The following is a 22,602-nucleotide window of genomic DNA, read 5'->3' on the forward strand; positions in this document are numbered from 1 at the left end:
TTGAAGTGGGTTGTAGGCGAGGGTGAGGGCGAGGGCGAGGGCGGTGCAGCCTCCGTTCAATACCCGGGCAGGTTTTGAACGGAGACTGCGGTTTTTCACACAGCGTGCTAACGCCTGCCCTCAGGAGGGCAGAAAATCGATGGAGTAGTTGAGCGTGGACTTCTCCACGTTGGCAGAGCCAAAGTTGATCAGGCGGATACGGGCCAGCAGCTTGCGCTCGAGGTCCGGGCTGTCCAGCTCGCTGCTGACCAAAGTCACCGCGGAAATGGTGCCATTGGCCTCGATGACCAGTTTCACGGTGACCTTGCCGGCCAGGGTCGGGTCGCGGCGCAATGCGCGGTTGTAGATGGCAAAAATGGCCCCCTTATTGGCCTCCATGACCTGGCGAATCGACTCCTCACCGCGGGTGCCGCGCTCCCTTCGCGCTTCTTTGCCACTGGATTGTGCTGCTGCCGTAGCTTCTGCGACCTGCACCTGCGTGGTCTCGCGACCAGATAGTGCCGAGCCACCGGTGTTGCGGCTCAGCTGGCCGGTATTGATGCCGCCACTGCCCGCCTTGGACTTGTCGCTAATCAGTGAGCGGTCAATTTTCTGCGCCTTGGCCGCGCCACTGGCAAGGCTGTTGGCGCTGGCCACTGCGGACACATCCAGGCTGTCCCGCATATCCATCAGGTCGTCCTGAAGCTGCATCAGGCCGCTATTGGCTGCCTTCTCACGGGCCTTGGCCACTTCCGCGGCGGGTGCCTTCTCGCTGAGCGGTTTCGGCTTTACGGTTTTGATGGGCTCCGGCTTGGGCTTTTCGATGGGCTTCGGTTTTTCCGGCTTAACTTCTTTGGGTTTTTCCTGCTTTTTCTCAACCGGCTTTGGTTTGGGTTTCTCCACCGGTTTGGGGAGCTCTTTCTTCTCCAGGATGACCCGTGCCAGCTGCGGAGGCAGTTTTTCCGCCTGCTCCCGGGTCAGCTCCGGCGCGGGGATAAACGTAAACAGGGCGCCCACCACCACAAAGGCGGCGATGCCGCTCTTGAGGAATTTTTGAAAGCGCTGGTCTTCTTCCTCGCTGGACGTCCACGGCAGAGTGGAGTTGTAGTAGTGCCACGGCATCAAGGCCGTTCGACCCGGTGCACTGGTAGCTGCTGAATGGAAGGTGGCTGTAGTCATGATGTTTTGCCCCTCCCGTTAGCGACCGGCGGCCGCAGTGGCCGGGTCCTGGGGTGTCGTCTGCGTGACAGCGAGATCAATATCCCGATAGTCCGCTGCGGCACAGGTGTTCATGATCTGCTTGAGCAGCGCGTAGGGCACTTCTTCATCCCCGAGAATGGTTACCGGGCGGCCCACTGCCTGTTTTTCTTCTGGCAGCGGCTCGGCGCGGCTGGCCAGGTACTCGAGTTCATTTAGCAGGGGCTGAATCTGTTCCTGGTCCGCGGGGATATCCGCCACCTTCGCGATCATGCGATTGCCCACCAGCAACTGGTCGCCATTTACCCGTACCACGGTTGTGGTGTCGGGTTTCTCTGTCGAGGTGGATTCCGGTAACGTGATGGTCTTGTCTGCCTGCAGTACCTCAACATCCGAAGAGTTCACCAGCAGGAAGAACACCAGGATGGTGAAAATATCCATCAGTGAAACCAGATTCAGCTTGGTTTGTTTGTGCCGACGCTGTTTGCGCCCTTTCAGCTTTCCGCCGATCGTCGCTTTCATATTCCGTTGCCTGCCAGCTGATTGTCTGTTGCCGGTGCGTCTGCCACGGGCGCATCCCCCAGGGAAATTTGCGGGAACAGTTCCGCATCCACCACCGAGGCGGCCACCACCGCGCGGAAAGAGCGTGCGGTATCCATGGCGCTCACCAGGGTGCGGTATGGGGTGCCGGGCTCAGAGAGGATTACCAGGTCTTTCTTGTCGATATCCCTCTCACGCAGGCTGCGCTTCACCTCCTGCAATACATCCGACACCAGCTTGAAATCCGGCTGTCCGTCCCGGTTGGCAATGCGCTTTACGCGAATTCCCGCCGGATAGTTGATGTCGATGTAGTCCTTGCGCAGCACCAGTTCCAGCTGCCGGTTTTCTTTCTGATCCGCCACACTGGGGTCGCTCAGACCGGGCAGGTTGAGGTTCAGCACGGAGATATGGGAAAACACCATATTCAGCAGCAATACGGGGACCAGTACGGTCATCAGGCTCATAAACGAGGTGATGTCCAGATCCGGGTCGGTTTCCAGCCTGCGTCGGATAGCCATGGCTCTCTCTTGTTATCTGACTCTTATTCGGTTGTTACACACTGGTATACGTGCACGCCGCGGCTCAAGCGGTAGCGCCAGCCTTGGCGGCGGGGCGTGCGGCGGCTTCGGCTTTCTGGCCGCGTGTGAGGGTAATCAGATTGAGGAACTTGACCCCGGCCATCTCCAGGCTGTCGATGATTTCATTGGTTTTGTTCTGCAGCATGGAGTAGGCCAGCAGCAGCGGGATGGCGGAGATCAGGCCGAACGCGGTGGTGTTCATGGCCACGGAGATACTGGAGGAGAGCATGGATGCTTTCTCTGAAGGATCCGCATTGGCGACCGCGGTGAAGGCTGCGATCAGGCCGATAATGGTACCCAGCAGACCCAGCAGTGTGGCGATGTTGGCCAGGGTGGCCAGGTAATTTGTGCGCTTTTCCAGGCGCGGCACCGCTTCAAGAATACTTTCCTCGATGGCCATGGCGATGTTTTCGTCTTTGCGCGCGTGCTGGGCGGTAGAAATACCAGCGGCGACAATCTGGCTCACCGGTGCTTTCTCGTTTTGTGAGAACTTGAGCGCGGCGGCAAAGTTACGCTGCTGCATCATCGGCAGTACTTGCCCGTAGGCGCGGCGGTTGGCCAGTTTGGCGCGGGACAGGAATACCCAGCGCTCGATAACCAGTACCAGGCCGATCACCAGCACCAGCGCAATGGGGTACATGAACGGGCCGCCGTTCTGGAAAAAACGCAGCAGTGTATTGAAAAATTCCATGGTCAAATCTCCGGGACGTAAAGATTTCTGGTTATAAAAATGGCTTACGGTTGCTGATCTGAGCGTTTTTGCTCGAGCAGTTTTATCTCTCGTTGCAGCTCCGAGTATTCCTGGTGCTGGAACGTGTGGTTGATGGCATTGGGCAGGGTGCTGTCAATTTTTTCCAGGCTGTTGGCCTGCTTCCAGGGAATAATGTACAGCACCTTGGGCTGTTCCTGGCTGCCGATGATGGTGGACTCCAAGGTGATTACTTCACCGCCCTCTTCCTGGGCGATGCACAGATTGGAGACGAGCAGCGCCGCAAACACCGGAATCGCATTGCGTAATATATTCACCGGCTACAGTCTCCTCTCCAGGTCCACAATCCAGCCCGCCAGCACGCGGTCTTCTTCAGGCTCCAGTGCGCGCGCTTCGCGGTAGTGATGCAAAGCCCGTTCCGGTTGGTGCAGGTAAAGATCAAAAAGAATCCCCAGGTTGCGATGTGCCGCGGCAAAATCGGGCCAGTGCGTCAGCGCGTTTTCATAGGCGAACTGCGCTTCCTCAAAGCGACCCTGGTCGCGCAGGAATACGCCGAGGGCATTCCAGGCAAAAACATTGTTTGCATTGACGGTTATCGCCTGGTTCAGGCTGGCTTCTGCCGATTCCAGGTTGTTGAGCTTCAGTTGTACCTTTGCCAGGTTAAGCCAGGCGCCGGACAGTGCCGGCCACTGGGTGACTACTTGTTGCAATTCCGTTTCTGCGGCCGTGTACTGCTGTTGCATAAAGTAGTCGCGCGCCCGGTTGATTCCCTGCTGGGCGCCGGCGGGTACGCTGCTGGCTTCCGTGAGATAAGGATTGGGGCCGGGCACACGCTTGCCGGATGCGTCGCTGGTCACTGGCGTGTCACCTGCGGTCCCCGGGTCAGTCGCGGTGCCCGCACAGCCGGCGAGAAGCGTGGCCGCCAGTGCAAAAACCACTAGCAGCTTTTCGTGCTTGCTAAATAAATTTCGATCAGTAAGCCGCATCGCTCCACTCCACTGTGGTTTCCGGTTTGCGATAGCGCGCCGGCAACAGGTTTTCCAGCGACGAGAAACTGCTCTTCACCCAGTCGTCGTACACGCCGTCTGCGGTGCGTTTTACATTCGCTTCGTGCAGTTCGATGGCTTTTTCCTCGAACGGGTAGGCCTGCTCTTCCAGCAGGATTTCATACTGCTCCAGTTCCAGCGGATTCAGTCCGTTGGGGCGCTGTGAGTCCATCAGGTCGCGGCTGAGCTGGCGATAGATTTCTGCCAGACGAAAATTGGCAGCAGTGGTGAATTCGGCAATGCCGAAATCCAGCACTTTTTTGTAGTCGGATACGGTCTCTTCCATGGCCTGCTTTTTGCGCTTGAGGCTCTGCTTGAGTGGCAGGTTCAGCTTCTGCCGTTCGAAGCGCGCGTAACTCTGTGCGGCCAGCTCATTGCTGGCGTAAGCCGCCAGATAGCGACCCCGCGGCTCGGAGACCCGGTTGCCGGCGAGGCTGTTGATCCAGAGATTCCGTTCGCGGGGGTTGCCCACCTTTTCATACAGGGAAACCAGCTGGTACTGGGCCTCCAGATTCTGCAGCGCGGGCTCGCGCCAATCGCGGGCGTACTGGCGATAGGCCTCAATGGCACGGGCGGTGTTGCCAGATTGCTCAAATTGTTCCGCCGCCAGGTAAAGCGAATCGCGGCGCACGCGCGGGTCCGGGTCGCTGTTGGCCAGTGCCATCAGCTCGTTGGCGGCCGCCTCCGGCATATCCAGCCCCTGATAGATGGCCACGGCCTTGGCGGTCAGCGATGGGGTGAGCTTGTGCTCTGGATAGTGCTGACGGAAGTCAGCCAGTTCCGCTTGTGCCTGGGGCCAGCGCTGCAGGCGCATCAACTGGTTGATGGCATCGTATTGGGCGGTGGCTGCGATTGCCGAACGGCCGCTTGCGCGCACACGCAGCAGAAGCACAATGGCTTCCTCGGTGGGCGCGACAAATTCCAGGCTGTCTGTGGTGAGGTGCACCTGCTTGAGAATCTGCTCCGCCTGCTTGTAGATCGACGACTGCAGCCGGTCGCGGGTATTCACGTACTCCGGGTCATTGGTGGCCATACCCGCAAGCAGCTGTGCGTAGGCGCTTTCCGCCGCGGAAAAATTATTCGTCTCGAAATGGCTGTGTCCCAGCAGCATCAGGATGTTGCGGCGCTGCGCCAGATTGGGGGGTGGTTGCCAGCCTGCGGCTTTTTCCGCGGCGGCAATGGTTTCCGCGTGGCGGTACTGGGCGAACAGGTTCTGGGCCGCAGCCAGCTGTACCGCAAGTGCGCGCTGGTCGCCGGGCCAGGTGTCGGCAAAGCGCAGGCTGGTTTCCGTTTTGCGATCGAGCCAGAGGTTTGCGAGTTCCGGGTTGCGCTCGGACTTGTGCATTTCCCCTGCCATCAGGATGGCCGCATAGCCTGCCTCGGTGGCATTGGCCGGGGTCTTGCCGGTTTCTTCGGTGAACTCCCAGGCGACCCGGGTATAGGCGTCGAAGGCTCGCGCATGGTCGCCGGCATCGTTTAGGCTTTCCGCCATCAGGAAGGTGAGCGGTGGTGCCTTTTCGTCGCCGGGGAAGGTCTCGATAAATTCTGCGTAGAGCGCGGCCGCGGCGAGGAATGCGCTGCGCGATTCACGCTCGGCGCGCGCTGCGGCCCGTTTGCTGTTCCCGGGGTTGCGCACTTCGTTCCGCAGTGCCTGGGCGCGGGCGTGATCGAAGCGGGCCAGTTCTTCCAGCCAGGGTTTCAGCTGGCTGCGCAGCTCTCCCCGCAGCGTATCGTCGGCGTTCTGCCAGTAGAGGCTGCGAATGCCATAACGGGTAACAAATTCCCGTTTTGCCGGCACCACTTCACTGGGGAAGTTGCCCTGCTGCAGGATCTCCACCGCGCGCACATGCATGCCCGGTGCCTCAGGGCTTTGCGGATTCTGTGCCACAAAGGTGAGGAAGGTCTGCGCCCCATCGCGGTAGCGTTCACTTTCTGCGTACCAGTCACCGAGGGCGCGGTACAGCAGATGCTGATAGCTGCGAGTGTGACGGGTTTCGGTGTCGTCGCTGACGCCGGTGTCGGTCGCAACGCTGAAGGATTCGATCACCTCGGCACCGCCGAGATAGTTAAACCCGAGCGCCAGCACGCGCAAGGTATCGTCGGCGAGGCGGCGCTCGCCTTTCTGCAGTGTTTCCAGCGGACGCTTTTCTACCTGGTCTTCCGCCAACAGCAGATCCATCAGTGACAGGAAGGTATTGCTCGCGTCCCGGTAGCGCGCGTCCTTGAACTGGCTCCAGCCGAGCATATAACGCGCGTTTTGCGCAAAGGGAGACTCCCCCTGCGCGAGCACCGCGCGGAAGTCACGCTCTGCGGCTCGGTATTTTTTCTGGCTGAAGGCCGCTTCGCCGCGGCGGAACAGGGCCTCGGCAATAAACGGGGACTGCGGCGCTGTCTCGACGATGTTTTCCAGCGCGGCAAGGGAGCCGGACAGATTGCCGTCGAGGGCGCGGGCGCGGGCGAGTCGATAGGCCAGGTAGTCGTCATCGGCGGAGGTTTGCAGCAGGGCTTCGTAGTGCCGCACGGCTTCACCGTAAGCGACGACCATCTCCGGGCTATCCGCCTGCAGCTGTTCCAGGCGCTCCATTTCCAGATCGGCAAGGCGCAACTGGATCTGGCGACGGGTTTTCGGGTCGCGGTTGGCCGCCAGGGCCTTTTCATAGCTCTGGATCAACACCGGCAGCGCCACTTTCGGCAGCTCTACCTGCGGTTCCGGTGGCAGGGTAGCGGCTGGCAGGTCTGCCAGCGTGGTGCCCGGATCGAACTGCGTGGCGCAACCGCCCAGGGTAGCGCTGGCACAAATTGCCAGGGTCAGGAGTTTTATACGCGGCCAGCCTGGCTTCACGATTGCACCTCCGCTGCTTGCGGGATGGTTTCAACCGCGGGCTCAGGGGTTGGCTCGGGAGTGGTCTCCGTTGCGGTCTCAGGTGTGGCCTCAGGCTGTGCCGGGGTGGGCACCTCGTAAGCACCCTGTATCGTCGCATCCTGAATGCGGGCAATGGCGAGGCGGGTATGCGCCATATATTGCGCGACCCGCTGCGTGGCGGCGCCGAGCGCGTCACGCAGGTCCTGACGAATCTGGTTCTGCAGGGCACTGCTAGCGCGTTCGATGGCATTTTGCTGTTGCGCCAGACGCTGCCCGGCGTCATCCACACTGCCAGCCAGCAGGTTGAGCTGTGGTGCTTCCGCGGCGATACGGGCCACACTGCGCTGGCGGCGCGCGGCCTCGGCCAGTTGCTCTTCCAGTGCAGCGATCGTTTTGCGCGTTTGCCACAGGTTCTGGTGATACTGGTCCGCCGCCTGCCATTGAAGAAGGCCGCGTGCGCGCGCCAGTGTCTGCTGCTGGTAGCGGCTGGTTTTGCCGGCCTTGCTCAGACGCTGATAGCGCGCTTCGGCGGCGCGCACCATTTCCAGGTACTCGGACGCTGCGCTATCGCTGCTGGCGAGCATCGCGAGGCCGTCCTGGTCTGCCTCGATCCGCACCAGAGAATTTTTCAGCCGTTGCAGTTCCTGCTCGGCGATCTGTACCTGCTGGTCGTACTGGGCACTGTCGTGTTGTTGCACGATGGCCGTATGCCGCTGCTCGCGTTCGTCAATCAGGTTGTGGAATTCCGGTAGCCGCTGCTGCCAGCGCTCGAGTACTCGCGTGAGCTGTTGCAGGTCGCGCAGTTCCGCAAGCTGCAATTGCAGGCGGTCGCTCTGCATCATACGCAGCAGATAACGCTGGTTGTCGCGGATCAATGCGGGGGTTTCCGCATCTTCGAGCCATCCGTAGCGCTGCAGGTCCAGGGTTTCGTTTTCCGGTGGCAGCGGGAACTGCAGGCGATACGAGGCCTGCTCCAGTGCCTGGAGATCGTCGAGTGCCTGCTGGTAGCGCTGTTCCGCGTGCAGGTAGGACTGCAGGGCAAGTTTCGGGCGTTGCAGGGCTTCATAGCTGTAGGGCAGTGCGAGCAGTGCTTCCTGGACCTGGGGGGACAGCGGGTTGCGGTTGATCAGGTAACCGAGCGCGTCCACCGCCTGCTGATGCTGGCCACCGTTGACCGACACCCAGCCGAGGCCGAGCAGCGCATCCGCGGACCAGGGCGTATCCAGGCGCACCCCGCGGAATTCCTGCGCGGCGCCGGCGTGGTCTCCGGCAAGTGCCAATGCGTACCCGGCACCGATACGCGCTTTGTCGCGCAGGATGCGCAGCTCCTCGCCCGCGTCCAGATGCTCTTCTACCAGCGCGGCTGCGCGACGATATTCTTCTGCAGCGGCGGGCAATTGCTGTTGCCGCGCCAGCGCCGCGCCAAGATTGTTGTGCCCGAGCACCCGCTCGGCGAGCGGCAGGTCTGCCATCGCCAGCAGTTGCCGCGCCTGGACCAGGTCGCCGCCGCGGATCGCCAGATTCAGGGTGAGGGTGGACTGGTGGATGGCGCCGGATTTTTGCAGCTGCAGCGCAGCGGTATCCCAGTTCTGGTGGCGATAATTCAGTTCCGCCAGCTTGAGCCAGGCAATTTCCCGAAAGCGTGCGATACGTTGCTGGTTGTCGGTATCCGCCGCTTTCTGCAATTGCTTTTCAAACAGTTCCGCCGCCTGTCGCTCCAGGCCGAACGCCAGGCTGATGCCGCCGCGAATCAGATCGGCATTGTCCGCATGATAGGCAATGCCGCCGCGCAGGTCCGATACCATCAGGGTGCTCAGGGCATCGAAGGTATTGCCCTGGAAATAGTGGTACAGCGCCGCGCCGTAGCGCATGTCCTGCGCTTGCTGAAATTGTTCACCGGGCTTTAGCGGGGGCGGTTGGCTTACCTCCCCCAAAGACTGCGGTGCGGCGGCTGCGGATGTATCAGCCGCAGCCGGCAATACGGCAGCGGCAATCGCGGCGGCCAGTGTCAGAGCCAGTTGTGCGGGGGTTATCTTGTTCACAGCGGAAAACCACATGGTGCGCTCAGGGAGCCGGCCACTGCACGACGGTAAACTCCGGCTGCTGCTTGCTGCTTGAATCGGAAATGCGCAGCTCGATTACCGCGGGCTCGTCGGTTTTCTTCAATTCGAGGGTGGCGGCGCGCTTGAATTCCCGCTGCTCCGGGCCGATGCCGGTGAAGTAGGCGGTCACGGTATGTTCACCGGACTTGAGGTTGCCCTTGAACAGCGGCTGGATACCGCCGCGGAACAGGGCTTTTTTCTGGTGTTCGGTATACAGGTGGGTTTCCACCAGTTTGTTGTCGATATGCAGCTTGACACTGTCCAGGTTGAAAAAGTGACCCACATCCATGGACACGTACACGGCCACTTGGCTCTGGGCGGGGAACAGCAGGTCTTCTTCCAGCACCAGCAGGTCCCGGTTCAGCTTGAGCACTTCCTGCTTCAGGTCTTCGAGGTCTGCGCCGGGGAAGTCGCCGCTCTGCGCGAACACGCTGCCGGTCAACGTCAGAGTGAATGCCATTAACGGGGCACTGAGGGATCGGGGGCGACGGGGGGAAAACATGCTAAAGCCTGAGAGTTTGTGAGCGATAAATTTATTGTGTAACGGTGTACACAGTATGCCCTGAAATTATGTCAGGGTACCGCGTTTCCGATGTGATCCAGTTGGCAATTACTGCTGTAGTCCGCTGGTAAAGAACATCCGGTGATTCGCATCGATCACGATCGCTTCAAACCCGTCCAGTTCCTCGACCAGCGCCAAACCTTTTTGCTTGCCAAGCACAAACACGCTGGTGGAGAGCGGGTCTGTATCAAATCCGCGCGGGCCGATGACGCTGACGCTGATCAATTTTTGGTTGTCAGACGCATCGCCATCGGGATCGGTTGCCGCGGGCCTACCGGTGGACGGATTGAAAATATGGTGTACTCGGTGATCGTCGTCATCGATAAAAAAGCGCTCGTAATCCCCGGACGTCGAGATGGCCGTATTCTCCAGCGGAATGACCGCGGCATTTTTTGATTTATCGCGGGGGTGGCGAATGCCGATCAGCCAGGGCTTGCCGCGTTTGTCGCCGAGCAGGCGGGCATCGCCGCCGGCGCTGACGCTGGCGTGGGTGACGCCGTACCGTTGCAGGATGGCCACCGCGCGATCGACCGCATAGCCCTTGGCAATTCCGCCGAGGTCAATTTTGGTGCGCGGATCGGCGAACGCCAGCGTATTCTGTTTGGGGTTCAGCTGAAGGTGGCGGTAATTCACCGCCGGTAGCAGTTGCTCGGTGGTTGCCTGATCTGCGCGCTGGCCCTTGCGGAAATCGTACAGGCTGCCCACAGAGGCATAGGTGATATCAAAAGCCCCGGCTGTTTTGTCGCTGTACCAAAGCGACTTTTCAATGATTGAGGTCAGCTCGGGCGTGACCGGTACCGGGCCAAGACCGGCGGTGCGGTTGACCTGCGACAGCTCACTGTCTTCCTTGTAGGGGGAAAGCGCCGCATCAATGCGCCGGAATTCGTTCATCACCGATGCACCGATTTCGTCGGCCTTTGCGCTGCCCTCGTGCCAGAACTGCAGGTGCACCTCGGTGCCCATAATGGACTGCTTGTGGTAGTGCCAGTCACCGTAGCTGAGCGCGGAACTGAACAGGCTGACCAACAACACGAGGGGGCGCACAAGGTACATCGGAGTTTCTTTTATCGGCAGCTACTGGGTTATCGAATCGGCGCAAAGGCGGTCAGGCTGTCCATCAAGCTGGCGTTACCCAGGCCATGATTGGGGAACAGGCTGGCAAAGTTATTTTGCTCGCCGTGCAACGCCATATAGTTCAGTACCACCGTCTGCACCAGTTGGTTAACGTTGTTGGCGGCGGGGCTACCGGCGGTCTCAACGTCACCGGAGGGGCGCATATAGCCCAGCTGCTGGTGGCGTGCCTGCTCATCCGCGGTGCCGCCGAGCAGTTGCGGGCGGCCAGTCGGATTGTAAACAAGAAAGTAAGACGCAGCGGTCTGCTGGTTGTCCCCGGTCCATACACCCTTGCCGCGCCCCTCGACAGAGTCGTCGACCATACCGTTGCTGAATACCGAGCCGTCGCTGAATACATAAACCATCAGTGGCTGGCCGACGCGCGCGGCGTATTCCAGGCAGGCGCCAATACAGCGGCCGGCGCGCAGATCGCGGATTTCGCCCGTGGCGCGGTCGCCGGTGTGATAGTCATAGCCGCCCATGGTGATGGTGCCGGCACCGGCGTAGCCGTTGATCACCAGTTTCATGGTGGAGGCCGCCTTGCGGAATTCGCGATCGCTCTCGAACTCGGCGGTGGAGAAAATGCCATTGGGGCCGACGATATCCGGGTCCAGCGCCGGATCGAGCGCAGTGGGATTGCCGAAGCGGTCGGCGAGATCGGCACTTTTCATGTAACCGCACTTCACCAGATCTTTGATCACTGCATCATTGGTCACGCGAGTGTTGACCTTGCCCAGCTTGGCGTTGGAAATCCGGTACATGGATTCCATGACCTGAACCGTATCTTCCTGGTTAAGCAATCCCACCAGATCGCCCACATCCACCAGGCCGGTCACGTCACTCGGGCGATCCACCTTGGTGGGACGCACTTCCGCGTTGATCAGGTCGGCGGGGGCCATGGAATTACCGCCGGATTCGCTGGTTTGCGAACCGATCAGTGCCAGCAAAGAGCCATTGGCGCCGGCGCGGTTGATGCCGTACATGGGGTTGTGCGGATTGTTGCCGGTATCGTTTTCGGAGCGCGCCGGAATCACGGCGCCGTTAATGGCGGCGCGGTTGCCGATGGCCACTTTTTCCAGAATGCCGGCCAGCATCTGGCTGTCGCTGTGGAAGGCGAGCCCCAGCTCGTTGTTGACGAAACTGTTGCCCATGGCGTCCGTGAGTGAGGGCACCATGTCCCCGGGCAGGCCCTGCTTGCTGTAACCGGCAGTGCTGAGGAAATCCAGCTGACCGCCCTGTTTGCCGACCAGCACGTTGGAGCCCGCAATGTTGGCGCCGCCGGCCAGGTCGAAACAGATAAACGGAATCTTGCCTGCGCCGAATTTACTCACACCACACAATTCGCGCATGGCCTCCAGGTCGGACGACAGTGCTGCCTGCGCCGAGCGTGGATTGGCAAACAGGCTGAATATTGAACCACCCAGCACCGTCGCCATACCCGCGCGAAAACCCTGCCCAAGAAAATCCCGCCGGCTGACCGGGCGGTGATGATCCGGGTGGCGCAGGGGCTGATCCAGTTCGAAATGTTTCTTCTTGCTCATTTTTTCCATTCCCCGGTGCAAAAGCGCCGGTTATCAGTGAATCAGAATCATCGCGCTGCCCATGGCTGCGGCGCAGGTGGCGGTAACGGTATTGATCGTGGTGGCGGGCTTGCTGCAGTCGCCTTCCGTGCAGACGGATGCCTTGTCGATCAGTGTGCTCAACTCGTTGCGTACGATACTGGCATCCGGCGCGCTGTCGAGCTGCTCGCCATGGCCAATGATTGCCGGCCAGTCGATGGGACGGCCGAGCAAGCGGTCGAGCAACGGGTTGATAATCTGATCGCGCTTGGCTTCAGTATCAAACGCCTCGGTCACGCCTGCGCTGAAATCAAAACCCGGGAAAAAGTTGGCTCTGGCCACTTCGTCATTGGCCAGGGTGTTGCAGTATTTCACCGCCAGCTGGGTAATCCCCATTTGCTGGGCTGCGAGGAAGCCGCGCACATCCGCTTCCACTGGCAGCTGCTGCTTGATCTTCTCCCAGGTATCGGCCACTGCCGGATGTGAGCGAGGCACACCGGTGGTGGCCGACAGCGCCGCGTTAATCTGCTCGAAACGGCGGATGCCGATGCGCGGTTGCGGGGTCAGGTCCGCCGGCGCGGCAGGAGCTGCGGGAGTGGCTTCCACGCGCACGAACTCTTCGTTGCCGAGACGCTCGAAAGTCAGGAAGAACTCGTCGGACGTTGGGCCTTTTTCCAGAGTGATAATGGTGCCCAGCGGGGAGAGCTTCTGGCCACTTTCCGGGTCGTATTCGCTGGCCGTCACCGTGGTATCGAGGTTCGCCCAGGCCTGGCCCACCACTGCCTCGCGGCCGTTAATGCCGATACGCATGCCCTGGATGATCACACCATCCGGAGTCACGCCGTCTTCCAGGGTGATGAACTTGGGCTCGCTGAACAGGTAGCCGTGGTTGTCGTACTGCTGTACCTCAAACATCACGTAGCCCTGGGGTACATCGGTCTGCGCTTCCACTTTGAACAGCAGCAGGAATTTTTCCCCGACACCGGCTTCGTAGTTGGTGAGGATGTCGTCCTGGGTGAGTGCGCGGGAGTGGATTGCCAGCAGTCGCATCGACCCCTGCCACACATTATCACCGGAGACCTCGCTGCCCACCGCCAGGGCAAAAGAATCATCCCAGGTAGAGAGCAGGCCCGCCGCGACCGGGTCCTGGTCATCGGTGAATACGCCGTTGACGTACAGGCGGCGCCCGTTGATCGGATCGAAGGTGGCAACCACATGCTGCAGGGTCGCCTGTGCGCGCTCTGCCATATCGTCGGTAATCAGCGCCGGCATGCCATTGGCGTCGGTGCTGGCATCGTTGCGGTTCTGGAAGGTGTAGTTGTACATAGCCTGGCCGAGGGTAAAGTTGCGGGTGTCGTTATTACCGGAGTAAGTCACGATCCGCGCCGGGCCTTCCTGTACCACATTGGCCGGCGCCACCCAGGCTTCGATGGAGTACTCGCCGGTACCGGTCAGGGTGTCGAACAGACGCTTGCTGGTGGCGGTGGCCGCCTGCGCCTTGCCGCCATTGAGCTGAATGCCCCAGGAGCCCAGCCATTCCACATTCCCCGACAGGTTGAGGTCGATGGCCGGATTGATACCGGAGGTGTCGTAGGCAATGGTGCCGCTGCCGGACTTGAATTCGTACAGGGCAATGGCGTTATTTTCGATACGCCCGCCGCCGCTGGCCACCACGCCGTCGGTGAGGTACAGCGCCTTGCTGATTACCCAGTTCGGGTCCACCTCGGTGAGCGTGATGCCGTCGGCAAAGTTGCGGATCGCCGCTGCCATGGTGTCGGCGTCCTGGGTGCAGTTGCTCCAGCAGTTGTGGAAGTCATTGCCGAGGCGCACCACAAAGCGCGAGTTTTCCGGAGTGTCCAGATCCATCCGCGCCTTTGCCGCTTCGTAGGCCTGATCGATGTCGCTACTGGCGAAATAGGGCTGCTGGGCGGTGTCTGCGTCTTCGCTGTGGCAGCTCGCACAGTACTGTTCCAGCAGCGGGTAGACGGTGGTGGCAAAGTTACCGCTGGACGCGGGGAAGCTTTTGCTGGCGCCCACGTCCCGTTCGGTGGGAGGTGTCAGGGTAATGGTGCTGGCCACCGAGCCCGCGGCTGCGGCCCACTCCTGGATGTAATTGGTAATGATCTCACCGCAGGCGCTGGCATTGGCCAACCAGCAGTTGTGGCCGCTGGCGACTTTGGTGACCAGGCGGGAATCTTCCGGGCTGCCCAGGTTGACCAGGTCGCGACCTTCGCCGTGGGCCAGGTTGATATCGTCGCTGCGCACAAAGCGCGGGCTCTGATTGCCTTCAATATGACAGCTGCCGCAGCGATTTTCCGCCGCCAGGTTGTCCCAGATATAGCGTTTGTAGTTCTGTACGTCTTCGCTTTCCGGGGCCGGCCCGGTGTAGCTGGTATCACCGGAATCCGGATTGGTATTGGGCAGATCTTCCGTGGACTGACCGCTGCCACCAGAGCAGGCTGCCAGCAGTACGGAAGCGAACAGGGTGGAGAGCAGTGCAGTTTGTTGCCAGCGCGTATTTGTCTGTTTCATGGTGTTATTCCCCCGCGCAGTAAACTGCGGCATCCGCGTAGACCTGTTTCAACTTGTAACCGTTGCCGGTAAAGCGGTCGGTCATGCTGGCGATGCGATTGCGGTCGGTGCCATCTTCCGGCGAGCGCAGGCACACCTGTTCGAACACCTTGGTGACCTGGCACTGGGCGAAGGCCTCGCTGTTGGCCAGCTCGCGGCCCATGGATTTGGCGCCGTAGCCGGAGCCCGGCAGTTCCCCGCTCCAGCCCAGGTGCATGTTCGGCCCCTCGCGCCAGTAGTTGTCCCACTTGTCATCGGGAATGACGTAGCCGTAGGGGAAGGTGGCGCTGTTGATGTGGTTCTTGGCCTGAACGCGGGTGCCGGTTAGCGGGTCGCTATCGCCGCTGCGGTTGTAGTCGAGCTGGCCGTTTTCGCCGGTGGGATCGTTCTCAACGTCGTATTCGAAGTTGTAATAGGCAAAAGCCTGGGCCATCGGGTCCATACCGCTGTGGCAACCCACGCAGTTGTTCTGGAACACACGGCTGTCGCCACCGGGGCTGCGGCTGACGTCCTGGCGGATGCGATCCGGTGGCCGGGAGGTGTCGTGCACCTGCTCCAGGTCGCGGCACAGGTGATTCATCAGGGTAAAACGGAACATGGCGCGGTTAGTGCCGGCATAAAAGAACGCCTTGGCACCGCCGCGAGTGGTCATCACGCCGGCGGTTGCCTCGCTGGGGAGGCCGGTGACCGAGGACTGGGCACGTTGTTCGAGCGCTGTCTGCAGCGGATAGTCGCTGCGCTCCAGCGCTTCGTAATGGCTGTTGTTGCTGTTGCTGTAGCTGGGCAGCCCCAAGCCGGAAGCACCGGTGTAAATGATGTCGCCAGAAAGAATCTCCCGGAAATCCACATCGTCGCGCACCATGCCGATCACCGTCGCGGTGTAATCGTTGAGCGGTGCGAAGTTGTCGCCGTCGCGGTTGGTCCAGGGAGTTGCCAGGTTTTTCAGGGTGACGTCGTAGAAGGCGTCGTGCTGCATGGCCATTTCGGCCGCGGCATCCGCATTGCCATTGGCGATTTCGGCGGCCATTTGCTTGAGCACATCGACACTGGGCTTCACGCCGGTAATCCGACTGTGCATTCGGGCCGCCTGTTCTTCCGGGCCGGCAAATGCGGGTGCAGACAGCGAGACAGTGACGCAGGTGGTCGCCGCGAGCAGCAGGCGCGCAGCGGACGATTTTATTTTCATGGGCAGGTTCGCGTTGGGTTCTCGTCGCGCAATAGGGAAGAAACTCCGCGCTGCGCGTTTTATGATGCCTATAGACCGACCAGTGATACTAAAGAAAGCGGCATGATTCGCCAGCGGCAATAAGATAAAGCGAGGACTGGTTGGCAAAAACCTTGTGCGCAGCTTGAGCCTGAGCGGGGCAATCGCGAAAATCAGAGCATAATACGACGGTAAATTCGCCGGACACAGATTCAGTCAATCCGCCACCAACAACGTGAGTAAGCACTTTCTTCACCAATAGCGCTGTAGCAAAGTGGCCTGTGGTAGCGCGGAGGTAACTGAGATGAGGACTTCCCTTGAATAAATTTTGTACGCTGGCGGCCACCGCTGGTGGGCTGTTGTCGCTGCTTTTGCTTGCTGGTTGCTCGGCGGGCAGCGGTGAAGGTTCCAGTCTCGGTGGGGGTGAGCAGGCGGAAGATCCGGTGGTAGTGGATTACCCGGTGGTCTATGTGCGCCGCACCCTGAACCGTGACGAAGACGAGATGCTGGTGGTGGACGACCTTTACGCACCGTCGGCGTTCAACCCCGGTGCGGAGCTGGTGCTGCGCGATCGCGCCACCGCCACCGCTCCCGAACGGGTATTGACGGAAGACCTGTTTGTCAGTGATGAAGAGGCGGGTATCGTCTTTGAAGGCGGCTACGATGTAAAAGACCTTGCCGTCTCCGCGGATGGCACGCAGCTGGCATTCGCCATGCGCGCCCCGAATATTGAGGGTCTCGATGACGATGAGCAGCCCAGCTGGAATATCTGGCTCTACGAATTCGAGTCTGCCGAGCTAACGCGTGTCATCGCATCCGATCTGATTGCCGAGGAGGGTGACGATATTGCCCCGGCATTCCTGCCGGATGGTCGCATCGCATTCACCTCTACTCGCCAGCGCCGCTCCCGTGCGCTGCTGCTCGACGACAACAAACCCCAGTTTTCCGCCCTCGCGGAAGATCTGGAAGAGCCCGCATTTGTTCTGCACGTGATGGAAGCGGATGGCAGCGAAATCCAGCAGATTTCCTACAACCAGAGCCACGATCTCTCGCCCACGGTGCTGTTCAACGGTCGTATCCTGTTTACCCGCTGGGACAACATGGGTGGTGTTGATCGCCTGAGCCTGTATACCGTGAAGCCGGATGGCAGCGACTTGCAGTTCCATTACGGTTACCACAGCCAGGCAACCGGCACGGGTGCCGGCACCGATCCGGTACCCGCCGCTTTTGCCAAGCCGCAGCAGATGCCGGACGGCCGCATACTCGTCACTCTGCGCGCCCCGGAGGGCATCACCTACGGTGGCGACATGGTGGTGATCGATGCAGAGAATTTCACCGAGGCCTACAGCGAGCCGGAGCAGCAGGGTGTCCTGCAGGGGCAGGAGTCGCTGTCGGTCGAGCAAGTGATTATCGACGGCGGGCTGTCGCCCCATGGCCTGTTCGCCAATGCCTGGGCGTTTCACGATGGCACCAGCCGCCTGCTGGTGAGCTGGAGCGAATGCCGCGTAATCGACCCGGCAACCGAGCTGCCGCAACCCTGCACCGACGAGTGGCTGGCGACCCCGGATATTGTGCCCGCCGACCCGCTATACGGTCTGTGGATCTACGATTACGTCGAAGGCACCCAACGCCCGATCATCCAGCCGGTCGAGGGTGAGATGATCAGCGAAGCGGTCACCGCCGACACCCGCCCGGTGCCGGAATTTATCCCCCAGCCCATCCCCGGAATTGACATCGACCGCGACCTGTTTGATGAGGGCATGGCGGTGCTGGATATTCGCAGCGTGTACGACTTCGATGGCAGCGCGGCCCTGGATATTGCCGCCTTGGCAGACCCGCTGCAGACCACCGCCGCCGAGCGCCCCGCGCGATTTTTGCGGGTGGTGAAAGCGGTGGGCATTCCCGATGAGGATATCCGTGATTTCGACCGCTCCGCCTTCGGCCGCAACCGCTCGCAATTGATGCGGGAGATCATTGGTTATACCCCGATCCAGCCGGACGGCTCCGTGCGTGTCAAAGTGCCAGCGGACATGCCCCTGGCCATTTCCGTGGTGGATGCCAATGGCCGTCGCATTGTCGGTCGCCACCGCAACTGGCTGCAGTTCCGCGCCGGTGAGGTGCGCAACTGCCAGGGGTGCCACAGCCGCGACAGTGAAGTGCCCCACGGACGTACCGATAAAGAACCTGAATCCGCATGGGCCGGTGCGCCCACCAGCGCGGCCCCGTTTGCCAATACCGAGCCGGCACTGCAGGCGCAAATGGGAGAAACCATGGCGCAAGTGCTGGCGCGCGTGGCCGGACACCCGGCGCTGGAAGGGGATCTCCTGTTCACGGATTTCTGGACAGATCCGGCCCTGCGGGCAAAAGACCCGACCACCGCCCTGCGTATCAGCGACTTGCCCGTGCCGGAAATGGCACCCACCAGTCTCGCTTGCCAGAGCGAGTGGAATAGTACCTGTCGCACCGTGATCCACTATCAGGCCCATATCCAGCCGATCTGGGATTTGCCGCGCCAAGTCACCGACGTTGTCGACGGTTCGGTACTGGAAGATCACACCTGCACGGCCTGCCACACCAACCGCGACGCGGCCGGCATGACCCAGGTCCCGCCTGGCCAGTTGGACCTGCGCGGCGACCAGTCCGGCGTGAACAACAATTTCAGCACCTCGTATGTGGAGTTGCTGTTCGACAACCCGACCCAAGAACTGCGCGACGGGGCGGTGCAGGATGTGCTGGTGCAGGACACCGACGACGATGGCAACCCGCTGTTTGAGACCGATGAAAACGGGGAGCTGATTCTGGATGCCGATGGCAACCCGATTCCTGTTATGGTTACCGTCAATATTCAGCGCATCATGAACCCCAACGGGGCCAACGCCAGCCGTTTCTTCAGTATCTTTGAGGCGGGCGGGTTCCACGAGGGCGCGCTGTCCGCGGAAGAATTGCGTTTGATTTCAGAATGGCTGGATATCGGTGCGCAGTATTACAACAATCCCTTTGAAGCACCGGTCGACTAGATAATGAATTGCCAGCCCGGAAAATATTCGATCAGCCTGAGGGCCGCGGCGCTTGCCAGCCTGCTGATGGTTGCGCCTGTGGTGACCGCACAACAAGCGCCGGTGGTCGACAGCTTCTCCGCCAGTCAATTTGGCGAGCACATCCCGGACAATCTGCCGAAGGATGCCGAGCAGGTCGTCAACGGTGCCGAGTACCTCAACCTGTACACCGGCCCCGGGCGTGGTTATGTAATCGACCAGGTGGTGGAATACGGTGAGCCTCTGTGGCTTTTGAAGCGCCGCACCGACTGGGTCAAAGTCATGACCCGCAGTGGAAAAACCGGCTGGGCGAAGATTTCCGATCTGGACGAAATCTTCGCCGCAGAGGGCGAGCAGGTCGCCGTGCCCACCCCCGGCATCGACGACTACCGTGAGCAGGGCTTCCGCCTCGGCTTCGCCTACGGCGATTTCGAAGGTGCCAACGCCCTCGGCCTTTCCCTCGGCTACCGCTTCACCGGCAATATCTCCGCCGAACTGCGTGCTACCCAGACCATCGGTGCCTACTCCGACAGCCAGACCTACCAGTTGGCCCTGCTGCACAAACCCTTTCCCGAGTGGCGGATTGCACCGTATTTCATGCTCGGCAGCGGCGTAAACATCACCTCGCCCAACGCGACTATTGTCGCCACCGAAGACCGCCAGGACACCACCATGCTGGCCGGCATCGGTGTTACCACCTATTTATCCCGCCGCTTTGCGCTGCGCGCGGAAGTTGCCAATCATTACCTGCTGACCTCGCGGGAAAATAACCAGGAGATAGTCGAATGGAAATTCGGATTCGACGTATTCATGTGAAAAATCTACTGCGCGTGCGCCTGGCGGCGTCCGGCGGTGCTCGGAATGCTCATGTATCACATATACACTCCGCTTCCTGTGCTCCGGCGGCCACCACCAGCCACCCGCTCGCTACGATTTTTAGAAGTATCGCTTGCGCCTTGTCCTTCGCTGGGTTTTCCTCGATCGCAATTGCCCAGGGCGATGCAGTGATTGACGAAATTATTTCTCCGGATCTTGAGCGCCGCGAAATCCGCGAGGCCAACATCGATACGGAAGATTTCGAGTTTACCGCCTATCTGGGCGGTATCATGAATGTGGAAGATTTCGGCAGCAACGCATTGTATGGCGGCAGCCTGGCGTACCACATCAACGAAGATTTCTTTATGGAAGCGGCCTACGGCCAGACCACCCTGGGGGAGTCCAGTTACGAACGCCTCAGTGGTTCCGCACCGCTGCTCACCGATGAAGAGCGCGAGCTCTCCATGTACAACCTGTCACTGGCGTGGAATTTTTTGCCCGGTGAAATCTTCATTTTTGACAAGTGGGCACTGAACAGCAACCTGTACCTGATCGGTGGTGTGGGCAACACCAGCTTTGCGGACGCAGAGCACTTCACCTACAACGTGGGGGTGGGTGTGCGCATGCTGGCACAAGACTGGCTGGCTGTGCGTCTGGACGTGCGCGACCACATTTTTGAGCATGAGATTTTTGGTGAGCCGATCGTCACCAATAATCTTTCTGCTCAGCTGGGTGTTTCTATTTATTTCTGAATAATAAATTCCAATAAAATTTCAACAAGAAAGTACCGGAGAAATTTCATGCGTAAACTGATTGCCGCTCTTTGTGCCAGTGCCGCTTTGCTGGCGGGCGCGCCAGCTTCCGCCAAAGTGCCCGCTGAAGACTTCACCCTCGCCTCCCTGAAAGACGGCAACCTCAAGCTGAGCGAGCAGCGCGGTGAAGTGATCATGCTCAACTTCTGGGCTTCCTGGTGCGGCCCCTGCCGTGAAGAAATGCCACTGCTGAATGACCTGCACGCCCGTTACGAGCCCGTCGGTTTCCAGGTTTGGGGTGTCAATGTGGATGCCAATCGTGAAGACGCGCAGGCCATGCTGAATAAAATCCCGGTGGAATTCCCGGTGCTGTTCGACGCCCAAAGCCAGGTGAGCAAAATGTTTGGCGTACAGGCCATGCCCAGCTCTGTGTTCATCGACCGCGACGGCAATGTGCGCTATGTGCACAAGGGATACCGCAGTGGCGATGAGGCCGAGTACAAAAAAATTATCAAGGAACTCATCCGGGAATAAATCATGAGCAAACGCGCGCTTCTGTTGCTGCCGGTAATGCTGCTCCTCGGCGGTTGTGAAACCCTGATGCCGGAACCCTGGGTGCAGCCCTACGAACGGCACTATCTTGCCGACCCGATTATGGGCTTTGAACGGGACCCGGTCGCGGCCGGATATATGAACCATGTGTACGAAGCGCGTGAGGCCGCCCGTGGTGCAGAGGGTGGCTCCGGAGGCGGCTGTGGCTGTAACTGAGTGTAAAAAATGGCTGGGCTTGCTCGCGGCCTCGCTGAGTGCCGGCAACGCAGCCGCCGCCGTATTGCCCGAAGAGCGTGCGGATACCATGTACCACGCCTACAGCGGCGGCGGGGTCACCATCGATGGTCCCTCCGTACTGGTGCGCAAGAATATTGGCAACACCGTCTCGCTGTCTGCCAATTACTATGTCGACATGATTTCCGGTGCGTCCATTGACGTACAGGCCACCGCCAGCCCGTATGAAGAGCAGCGGGACGAGTTTTCTCTGGGTGTCGATTATCTGGTGGACAAGACCACCATGAGCCTGAACTACACCAACTCCAGTGAAAGTGATTACCAGGCGGAGACGGTAGGCTTCGGTATCAGCCAGGACTTCTTCGGTGACCTGAGCAACCTGTCCATGCGGGTGAGCTTCGGCAGCGACACGGTGATGCGCAATGATGACAGCGACTTCTCGGACTTCGCCGAGCACCGCCGTTACTCCCTTGGCTGGAGCCAGATTCTCACCACCAAACTGATCGCCGAACTCAGCGTTGAAACAGTCTCCGACGAGGGTTTCCTGAATAACCCGTATCGCAGCGTGCGCTACGTCAATCCGGCCACCGAGCTCGGTTTTTCCTATCAGCTGGAAAGATACCCGCGCACCCGCAACAGTGATGCGGTCGCCCTGCGGGCTAAATACATGCTCCCCTACCGCGCCGCCATCAAGACTGAGTACCGGCGCTACGCCGATAGCTGGGGAATTGATTCCGACAACCTGGAGCTGCGCTATACCCACCCGCTGGAGCAGGAAAACCTGATCCTTGAGGGTAAGCTGCGTTTTTACAAACAGAATGGTGCGGATTTCTACAGCGACCTGTTTCCCTACGCCGACGCCAGCACCTTTCTCGCGCGTGATAAGGAGCTGAGCGACTTCGCCAGTACCGCCATCGGCATTGGCGCGTCCTATCAGTTACCCGAGCGCTGGGCGCTGTTTGATCGCAAGAACACATTGAACCTGTACTGGGATTACATCCTGTTCGACTACGACGACTTCCGCGATGTGCGCGTACACTCCAGTGATGCCAGTATTCTCCCGGGAGAGGAGCCCTCGTATAGCTTCAATGCACACGTCGTGCGCCTGTTCTGGTCTATGTGGTTCTGACGGGACTGCTCTGGCAGAAGTGAAGGTCGTAGCCCAGACGCTTGGGCACCGGTTCGCGAAA

Annotated in this window: 19 protein-coding genes; 6 read left to right on the top strand and 13 right to left on the bottom strand. The window is 60.2% G+C overall.

The window, feature by feature from the left end:
* Positions 1 to 120: 120 nt before the first annotated feature.
* From AU182_RS02895 to AU182_RS02955, 13 genes are all read right to left on the bottom strand, one after another.
* Positions 121 to 1,158 carry an AgmX/PglI C-terminal domain-containing protein gene (locus tag AU182_RS02895; protein ID WP_227718093.1) on the bottom strand — a complete coding sequence of 346 codons (1,038 nt, stop codon included), beginning with the start codon at positions 1,156 to 1,158 and terminating at the stop codon, positions 121 to 123.
* Between the two features lie 18 nt (positions 1,159 to 1,176).
* On the bottom strand, positions 1,177 to 1,698 hold the full coding sequence (locus AU182_RS02900; protein ID WP_066960375.1) for a biopolymer transporter ExbD: 522 nt from the start codon (positions 1,696 to 1,698) through the stop codon (positions 1,177 to 1,179).
* Positions 1,695 to 2,234 (bottom strand): biopolymer transporter ExbD, encoded by a 540-nt coding sequence (locus tag AU182_RS02905; protein ID WP_066960378.1) that lies wholly within the window; start codon positions 2,232 to 2,234, stop codon positions 1,695 to 1,697. The genes AU182_RS02900 and AU182_RS02905 overlap by 4 nt, the downstream gene beginning before the upstream one ends.
* Before the next feature lie 64 nt (positions 2,235 to 2,298).
* Positions 2,299 to 2,985, bottom strand: coding sequence for a MotA/TolQ/ExbB proton channel family protein (locus tag AU182_RS02910; RefSeq protein WP_066960381.1), 687 nt, complete (start codon positions 2,983 to 2,985; stop codon positions 2,299 to 2,301).
* Positions 2,986 to 3,029: 44 nt separating this feature from the next.
* The gene (locus AU182_RS02915; RefSeq protein WP_082859169.1) at positions 3,030 to 3,320 is read right to left on the bottom strand and encodes a hypothetical protein; all 291 of its coding nucleotides are present in this window, start codon (positions 3,318 to 3,320) and stop codon (positions 3,030 to 3,032) included.
* Between the two features lie 3 nt (positions 3,321 to 3,323).
* Positions 3,324 to 3,989 (bottom strand): tetratricopeptide repeat protein, encoded by a 666-nt coding sequence (locus AU182_RS16170; RefSeq protein WP_082859170.1) that lies wholly within the window; start codon positions 3,987 to 3,989, stop codon positions 3,324 to 3,326.
* A complete protein-coding gene (locus tag AU182_RS02925; protein ID WP_227718094.1) occupies positions 3,976 to 6,891 on the bottom strand; it encodes a tetratricopeptide repeat protein in 2,916 nt (971 codons plus the stop codon). Before AU182_RS02925 ends, AU182_RS16170 begins: the two co-directional genes overlap by 14 nt.
* A complete protein-coding gene (locus tag AU182_RS02930) occupies positions 6,888 to 8,954 on the bottom strand; it encodes a hypothetical protein (RefSeq protein WP_153039095.1) in 2,067 nt (688 codons plus the stop codon). Before AU182_RS02930 ends, AU182_RS02925 begins: the two co-directional genes overlap by 4 nt.
* A 22-nt stretch (positions 8,955 to 8,976) precedes the next feature.
* On the bottom strand, positions 8,977 to 9,474 hold the full coding sequence (locus AU182_RS02935) for an AraC family transcriptional regulator (protein ID WP_227718095.1): 498 nt from the start codon (positions 9,472 to 9,474) through the stop codon (positions 8,977 to 8,979).
* A 150-nt stretch (positions 9,475 to 9,624) separates the two neighbouring features.
* A complete protein-coding gene (locus AU182_RS02940; protein WP_066960390.1) occupies positions 9,625 to 10,629 on the bottom strand; it encodes an FAD:protein FMN transferase in 1,005 nt (334 codons plus the stop codon).
* Positions 10,630 to 10,658: 29 nt separating this feature from the next.
* Positions 10,659 to 12,230, bottom strand: coding sequence for a general secretion pathway protein GspF (locus tag AU182_RS02945; RefSeq protein WP_066962051.1), 1,572 nt, complete (start codon positions 12,228 to 12,230; stop codon positions 10,659 to 10,661).
* Positions 12,231 to 12,263: 33 nt separating this feature from the next.
* Positions 12,264 to 14,780, bottom strand: coding sequence for a LamG domain-containing protein (locus AU182_RS02950; protein WP_066962054.1), 2,517 nt, complete (start codon positions 14,778 to 14,780; stop codon positions 12,264 to 12,266).
* Positions 14,781 to 14,784: 4 nt separating this feature from the next.
* Complete coding sequence (locus AU182_RS02955; protein ID WP_153039096.1) at positions 14,785 to 16,005, bottom strand: hypothetical protein; 1,221 nt, start codon at positions 16,003 to 16,005, stop codon at positions 14,785 to 14,787.
* 335 nt (positions 16,006 to 16,340) lie between these two features.
* Between AU182_RS02955 and AU182_RS02960 the strand changes: the two genes are divergently transcribed.
* From AU182_RS02960 to AU182_RS02985, 6 genes are all read left to right on the top strand, one after another.
* The gene (locus tag AU182_RS02960; RefSeq protein WP_082859172.1) at positions 16,341 to 19,040 is read left to right on the top strand and encodes a PD40 domain-containing protein; all 2,700 of its coding nucleotides are present in this window, start codon (positions 16,341 to 16,343) and stop codon (positions 19,038 to 19,040) included.
* A gap of 3 nt (positions 19,041 to 19,043) precedes the next feature.
* Positions 19,044 to 19,874: an SH3 domain-containing protein gene (locus tag AU182_RS02965; RefSeq protein ID WP_082859173.1), complete on the top strand. Its 831-nt coding sequence runs from the start codon at positions 19,044 to 19,046 to the stop codon at positions 19,872 to 19,874.
* Positions 19,875 to 20,062: 188 nt separating this feature from the next.
* Complete coding sequence (locus AU182_RS02970) at positions 20,063 to 20,626, top strand: outer membrane beta-barrel domain-containing protein (protein WP_227718096.1); 564 nt, start codon at positions 20,063 to 20,065, stop codon at positions 20,624 to 20,626.
* Positions 20,627 to 20,674: 48 nt separating this feature from the next.
* Positions 20,675 to 21,160, top strand: coding sequence for a TlpA disulfide reductase family protein (locus AU182_RS02975; protein WP_066960394.1), 486 nt, complete (start codon positions 20,675 to 20,677; stop codon positions 21,158 to 21,160).
* 36 nt (positions 21,161 to 21,196) lie between these two features.
* A complete protein-coding gene (locus AU182_RS02980) occupies positions 21,197 to 21,394 on the top strand; it encodes a DUF4266 domain-containing protein (RefSeq protein ID WP_153039129.1) in 198 nt (65 codons plus the stop codon).
* Entirely contained in the window at positions 21,381 to 22,541 is a 1,161-nt protein-coding gene (locus AU182_RS02985) for a DUF3570 domain-containing protein (protein ID WP_227718097.1), read from the top strand. Before AU182_RS02980 ends, AU182_RS02985 begins: the two co-directional genes overlap by 14 nt.
* Positions 22,542 to 22,602 lie beyond the last annotated feature (61 nt).

It is taken from the genome of Microbulbifer sp. Q7, assembly GCF_001639145.1.
Classification (GTDB): Bacteria; Pseudomonadota; Gammaproteobacteria; order Pseudomonadales; family Cellvibrionaceae; genus Microbulbifer.